A 6,059-nucleotide genomic window follows, 5' to 3' on the forward strand; every position below is an offset into this window, starting at 1 on the left:
CACGAGCGATTCGCACCACGTCATCACGGAACTCACGGGGGTAGGGCTTGGGCACAGCAACATCCTTCCAGCCCGCCACCAGGGCAAGCCATCTCGGATGTCACCCATCGGTGCAGCAGACCCAGCACTAGCAGCCTGATGATGACGGCTCTTCGAAGTTAAGCGGGGTTGAGGTGTCCGCGGTGTCCGCGGTGGCGGCGGGTGGTGGCGGTGCGGGTGCGTAGGCGCTGGTTTTCGGGGTTGCGGAAGCCGTAGGCGTCGCGGGCGACGGTCTTGATGACCCGGTTGGTTCCTTCGGAGCCGGCGTTGGTGATCCCGGTGGTCAGGAACGCGTGGATCTGCGGCCACCAGGTCTCGATGGTGGTGGCGAGTCGGTGGAGTTCGGGCAGGTCAGTGGCAGCGCAGCGGGTGTAGAAGCGGCGTAGCAGCCGGTGGACGTGTTCCCGGTCCGGGTGGGTGCGGGCGGTCGCGAGCAGGTCGAGGAGGTCTTCCTTGGCGTTCCACGCGGCGAGGATCGGGACGCCGATCGTGGCGGGCAGGGCGTCGAGGGTGTCGACCAGGCGGTCGACGTGTTTGCCGGGCATGCGAGCCGCCGAGCGGGTCAGTCGGTTGCGCATCCGCCATTGCGGGTCGGTGCCGCTGCCACGGCGTCCGCGCTGGGTCAGTGTCATGCGGCGGCGGACCTCGGTGACGGCCCGGTTGGCCAGTTGCACGATGTGGAAGTGGTCGACGACCAGCAGCGCGTGCGGCAGGACCTGCCGGATCGCGGCCTTGAACACGGTGCACATGTCGATCGCCACTGCTTGGATCTGCTCGCGCCAGGCGGGTGGGCGAGCGATCAGCCAGCCGGTGACAGCGGCGGTGGTGCGGCCTTCGACCTGGGCGAGTAGCCCTTGGCCGCCGGACAGATCGCAGAAGCCGACGTGCCACCGGTCCGCGGTCGTAGTCCACGAGGCGGCCTGCTCGTCCCAGGTCCAGCGGGGCTTGCCCCGGCGGACCTCGTCGATGCCAAGCACCGCGACCGGCTCGGGCTCGGCCGGCAACACCGCGGTGGCGTGGGTGGTGAACGCGGCCGCGACGATCGGCCAGGAGATGCCGTGGTCGCGGGCGGACTGCACGATCGTGCGCCCGCCGTCGGCGACCGCCGCCCCAGCCGCCTGCCGCAACCGGATGGTCAGCCGTGAACGGGCCGGCACCTGGGCGACCTGCTCGGTGAACGACCTGCGCGGACAGGCCGGCGTCGGGCAGTACCAGCGTCGTTTACGCCAGCGCAGCCTCACCGGCCGCCCAGCGACCGGCAGGTCCCGCGGCCGGGTCGTGGTCCACTGCTTCACCCGCGCTGCTCGCTGCCCGCACTGCGGGCAGCATCGTGCCTGCTCACAACCGGTGGACACATCCACCACGGGGACGCCCTCGACGTCCAGCTCGACCCGTTCCACTACCAGGCCGTCCAGACCCAGCAGCCGGGTCGTATCGTTGACCATGCTCGCAGCTCTTCACTTGTGATCATCCGATCTAGACACTCAGATGATCACCGATGAGCTGCGAGCCCTCTATATCCGGGTCGCCGTCAGCCGCGAACCCCGCTCAACTTCGAAGAGCCGTTAAGGTGCCGGGCGAAAGGGTTGAGCGCGGCGAAGTCGATGACGAAGCCGGGCTGCTCCACCTGCTCGGCCGCTAGGACAACCCCGATGGTGTAGGTGTGACCGTGCAGGCCCGGCGGGCAGTGCCGCTCGTCTGCGGCAGCCGGAACGGCGTGCGCGGCATCGAAGGTGAAGTTTTTGCCGATGCGATACATCACGTCACCCGGTCTCGGCCAGCGGCGTATCGGGTCGGGTCCGGCACCCCGGCATGATGAAACGCCTCGCGTCTCTCGGTGCAGGTTCCGCAGGTGCCGCAGTGTGTGCTCTGGCCGCGGTAGCAGGACCAGGTGTCGGCGAACGGCACCTGCAGCTGGGTGCCCAACGCGACAATCTGCGTCTTGGTCATCCGCACGAACGGCGCGCAGACGGTGATCGGCTCCGGTGTGAGTCCTTCCGTGGCGACGCGGACCATGCTTCGGTAGGCGTCCACGAACTCAGGCCGGCAGTCCGGGTAGATTGGGTGGTCGCCTGCATGGGCGCCGAAAGCGACCGTGCCCGCACCGGTCGACACGGCCAAGCCCACCGCCAGATCCAGCAGGATCGCGTTGCGGTTGGGCACTACGGTGACCTGCATCGAATCATCGGCATAGTGGCCGTCAGGAACCTGCACTTGCGCGTTGGTCAACGCGGAGGCCAGCAGTCGGCCAACGTCGGACAGGTCGATGACATGAGACGGTGCCCCGAGCCGATCGGCGGTGATGCCGGCGAAGCCGAGTTCCACCCGGTGCCGCTGGCCGTAGTCCACTGCCAACACAGTCAGTCGGGAGCCAAGGTGCGCTAGCCAGTGAGCCAAGACACTGCTGTCCAGCCCTCCGGAGCAGACCACCACGGCATGCGCAGGTATGTGCGGTAGGTCTGGGCCGGAGACTGGCAAGTCGGCGGTGATGCCGGCGGCATCACCCCCGGTCGGATCTGGCGTCCTTGTCATATGTCCTCCATACGGTGATTGGAGCCGAGGGCGTTTGTGTGGATCCAGGCCGCTGTCGCAGTCGACACTGCGCACGACGGTGTCCGCTCGCAGGCAACGGAGCACCTGATCGAGTAAGCCGTTCAGGCGTTCGACGGGTACGTGGCACGGTGGCGCGAGTTGACGGAGGGGGCGTGACAGTGCACCGGGTACCGGGCGACCACTTCGGCGTGATAAAACCGCCGCACGTCGCAGATCTGGGCGCCGCCCCCCGGTGCCGCACTTGGGGCAGCCGCCGTCCATCTGCCGGTGGGCGCTCAAGTCCCGCCACCATTGGTCGATGGTGGCGGCGGCCGGCTTCACCGCCGCCCTCGCGCCTGTTGCGGAGGCACCCAAGGGCCCTGCCCCGGTTTCCGAGGGCTGGTCATCGGAAAACAAGCCCGTTGCCTGGCCAGCCGGGTCATTAACGGCCGCGTGTCTAAAATGACCGTCGACTGATCAGCCAGCGGCGGCTGGAAGGCGCCAGCTCGCGCCCCGTAACAAGTGGCGGGACCGGTGGCGTCCAACGGTGCGGGGCGGCTGCGGCGAAATAGCCAGCGAATCATGGGTCTACTCCCCTCTGAGATCGGGCGAAGACGGCCCGCCGCAGCCGGGACACCACCCGCTCACCTTTTTGCCGAGCACGAAGCCCACGATCAGGGCTAAGGCCAGCAGCACGATGCCGCCAGCGACCTGTATGAACAGCACGATGGGCCCCCTCGGACGAAGGTTTAATCGGTCGATGTACGTCGATGCGTCGGTATCGCCGTGGTGGTGCTGGACATCGGTGCTACGCGCCGCCTCGAAGCAGACAGCAGGACTGGCGCCGTCGCGGCGCCACCTCAACACAGTTCGCGCCCAACCAGCGGACGGAACGTCGCTATGCCCGGCCTGGGCAGTCCGCCGGCCTGCCTGCGGATAGCAGCAGAGTCGGTGTTGCTCATCCAGAATCATCTGCGCATTGCACCGGTGGCTACCCGGTGCTATCGGGAGTTTCGGGGGCGTTGTTTCCCGTGTTGCGGGGAAGTTCCGTGGTCCGCATTGGATGCGTATCGTTTGGGCGGTGAACGTCAATGCGTCTCGCTGATCGTGGGTGGTGGAATGGCAGAGGGACGGTCGATGAGCGTGCGGCGGCAGCAGGCGCACTTGGCTGCGGAGTTGCGTTCGGCGGGCAAGACCTGGGTTGAGGCGGCCGAGGTCTTCCAGATGCGGTTCCGGCTCAATCCTCGTGTGGCGTTTCGGTCGGTGCGGGGATGGAGCCAGACGCAGGCAGCCGAGGAGTGGAACCGCCGTTGGCCGGACGAGCCCAAGACCTTCAAGTCCTTTTCGTACTGGGAGATCTGGCCGGGAAAGGGCGGATACTCACCGTCACACGACAACCTCGTGCGGCTTGCCGAGATCTACGAATGCAGCGTGGCCGATCTGCTGGCCGACCTGCCGAGCTTCCGTCACCTTGACTCGGCTGCCGGGGCGACTTTGGCAGTGCCTCGGGGTACGACCAGTACTCTTGCGGGTGAAATCATGGGGGTGGGCGAGGCGGAGACCCTGCTTCGCGACCTGCTCGGCCGGCGCCCGGGTTCGGGGGCGACTGTTTCGCCACAAGCGGTCGCCACTGGCCCGTACCGCCTGCCCGAGGAGGTCGACTTCGGAGAATTGGCGCAGGTCATCGTTATGTGGATACAACGGATACCGCATTACCCGGCCCGCAGGGACATGCTGGGCAAACTGTCTGCCGCGCTCGTTGCCGCGACGGCAGCGCCGCTGACGGAGCTGACGGGCTTGGCAGAGTCAGCCAGCGCCACCCCGGCACAGGATCTCGGCAGGTTCGACCCGGCCACACTGGCGCACTGCGAGGCCATGATGCCCAACCTTCGTAAGCAGGGCGACGTGCTCGGCGCGAGCGCGGCGCTGCCCAGCGCGTTGGCCTACCGACGCATCGCCGAGCAGCAAGCCAGGGCCGCCGCCAACGGCACGCAGCGTGACCGCGCGTTGGCCACGTACGCCGAGCTGACTCAGCTGACCGGCTGGCTGTGTTTCAACATGGGCGATTACGGCTCGGCGCAACGGTTCTACGACGATGCGCGGGCCGCCGCGCACGAGGCGCGCGCCGTGGAGCTGGTGACCTACATCCTGTGCACGATGAGCCACCTGGCCACGTGGCAGGGCAAGCCTCGCGTCGGTATCGACCATGCTGTCGCCGCCGCTGCGTGGGCCGATCAAAGCGGCAGCCCGTACGCTCGCGCCTACGCCGCAGACGTGGCCGTGCGGGCACTGACTGCGGACGGCCAAGCGGATCGGTCGAGAGACGCCCTCGACCGGGAGTACGCCGCTCTGCAAACGGCGTTGACCGACCAAGGCCCGCGCCAGTCGTGGTGGTACTTCTACGACGAGTCGTTCTTCTGGAGTACCAGCGCACAGAACGCGTTGAAGTTCCATGATGCCGGCCAGGTGCTCGTGGCGGCCGACAAGGCTCTGAGGCTCAGCGACCAGGGCAACCTGCACGAACGGTCGTTCCGGCTGTTGTTTCGTGCGGAGGCGTTCGGCCGGCAGCAAAACCTCGGCCTGGCCTGCCAGACCATCACCGAGGTCGTGGAGCTGACGTCAGTGAACTCGACGCGCCGGATCGAGCAGCGGGTGCAGGAGCTGCGCCGCAGCCTCGACCCGTGGAAGCGGACGCGGGCGGTGCGGGAGCTCGATCAGGCGATCCGCGCCCACCGGTCAGCCCCGGTCGGCTAGCGGAAGCGGGCGCACGAACATGGCGTACTCGCGGTAGTAGGCACCGGGCCGTCCGGGGATGGTGCCCACACGCTGCCAGCCCCACCCCGCATAGAGTGCGTGGGTAGCGGTCGCGGCCGGGTTGGCCGTCAGCGTGGCACGTTCCTCGCGACGGCCGGCGAGGAACGTGTCGTGCAGGCCCCGCCCGATTCCCTTGCCCTGCCACGCTTTGCGTACCTCGATCTCGGCCAGGACTACGGTTCGCTCACCACCACGTTCGTCGGTGAACCCCGGCTCCGGAGCCGGGTCGAGCCCGGCGAACCAGTCGCGCTCCTGCCGCAGGCTGTAGCCGAAGACGAACCCGACCACGTCACCAACTCGAGCCGTGACCAACTCGAAGTTGCGGGCACCCAGCGCACCCGTGGCCCGGTCGCGGAAGGCATCGGCCTTGACGTTGGTGTCCTCGCCGGAAACTTCGCCGTAGGCGTCGGCGTAGACCTCGCACAACTGATCCATTAAGAGGGCGGCGGCACCTGCGTTGAGGCGCGAGTAAGTCACGTCGGTCACGCCATGCACCATACGTGCGATCGGCCGACCGCCATTCCCCGTGGCGCAGGGAAGCACCCTCAGTAGGGCATTTTCGCAGGGCCCCGGAGTAGCCCGCGAATGTCCTGTTTGGTCTGATCTTGTTCTGGGGGCTGTGCCCGGGTAAGGAGCGAGCACAACACCTGTGGATCATGAAGTTGTCTACGCTT

At 67.5% G+C, this 6,059-nt stretch carries 5 protein-coding genes; 1 reads left to right on the forward strand and 4 read right to left on the reverse strand.

Annotated features, from left to right (window positions below; genetic code table 11):
* Positions 1-158: 158 nt before the first annotated feature.
* The 3 genes from K228_RS0123670 to queC all read right to left on the reverse strand — a co-directional run bounded on the left by K228_RS0123670 (position 159) and on the right by queC (position 2,571).
* Complete coding sequence (locus K228_RS0123670; protein ID WP_025620611.1) at positions 159-1,484, reverse strand: ISL3 family transposase; 1,326 nt, start codon at positions 1,482-1,484, stop codon at positions 159-161.
* 86 nt (positions 1,485-1,570) lie between these two features.
* Positions 1,571-1,798 (reverse strand): 6-carboxytetrahydropterin synthase, encoded by a 228-nt coding sequence (locus tag K228_RS0123675; RefSeq protein ID WP_050581030.1) that lies wholly within the window; start codon positions 1,796-1,798, stop codon positions 1,571-1,573.
* Complete coding sequence (gene queC / locus K228_RS0123680; protein ID WP_050581031.1) at positions 1,798-2,571, reverse strand: 7-cyano-7-deazaguanine synthase QueC; 774 nt, start codon at positions 2,569-2,571, stop codon at positions 1,798-1,800. Before queC ends, K228_RS0123675 begins: the two co-directional genes overlap by 1 nt.
* Positions 2,572-3,360: 789 nt before the next feature.
* On the opposite strand from queC, the gene K228_RS26565 reads away from it, so the two are divergent.
* On the forward strand, positions 3,361-5,325 hold the full coding sequence (locus K228_RS26565) for an NsdA family TPR-like regulatory protein (protein ID WP_155251628.1): 1,965 nt from the start codon (positions 3,361-3,363) through the stop codon (positions 5,323-5,325).
* Here the strand turns inward: K228_RS26565 and K228_RS0123700 are convergent.
* Positions 5,308-5,871 carry a GNAT family N-acetyltransferase gene (locus K228_RS0123700; protein WP_025620615.1) on the reverse strand — a complete coding sequence of 188 codons (564 nt, stop codon included), beginning with the start codon at positions 5,869-5,871 and terminating at the stop codon, positions 5,308-5,310. The two genes, K228_RS26565 and K228_RS0123700, sit on opposite strands and share 18 nt — an antisense overlap.
* Between the last annotated feature and the right edge of the window lie 188 nt (positions 5,872-6,059).

The organism is Salinispora cortesiana, assembly GCF_000484695.1.
In the GTDB taxonomy this organism is placed as follows: Bacteria; Actinomycetota; Actinomycetes; order Mycobacteriales; family Micromonosporaceae; genus Micromonospora; species Micromonospora cortesiana.

Coding starts and splice junctions, on each gene's coding strand:
- K228_RS0123670 (WP_025620611.1), bottom strand. CDS start 1,484: ATGGTCAACGATACGACCCGGCTGCTGGGTCTGGACGGCCTGGTAGTG.
- K228_RS0123675 (WP_050581030.1), bottom strand. CDS start 1,798: ATGTATCGCATCGGCAAAAACTTCACCTTCGATGCCGCGCACGCCGTT.
- queC (WP_050581031.1), bottom strand. CDS start 2,571: ATGACAAGGACGCCAGATCCGACCGGGGGTGATGCCGCCGGCATCACC.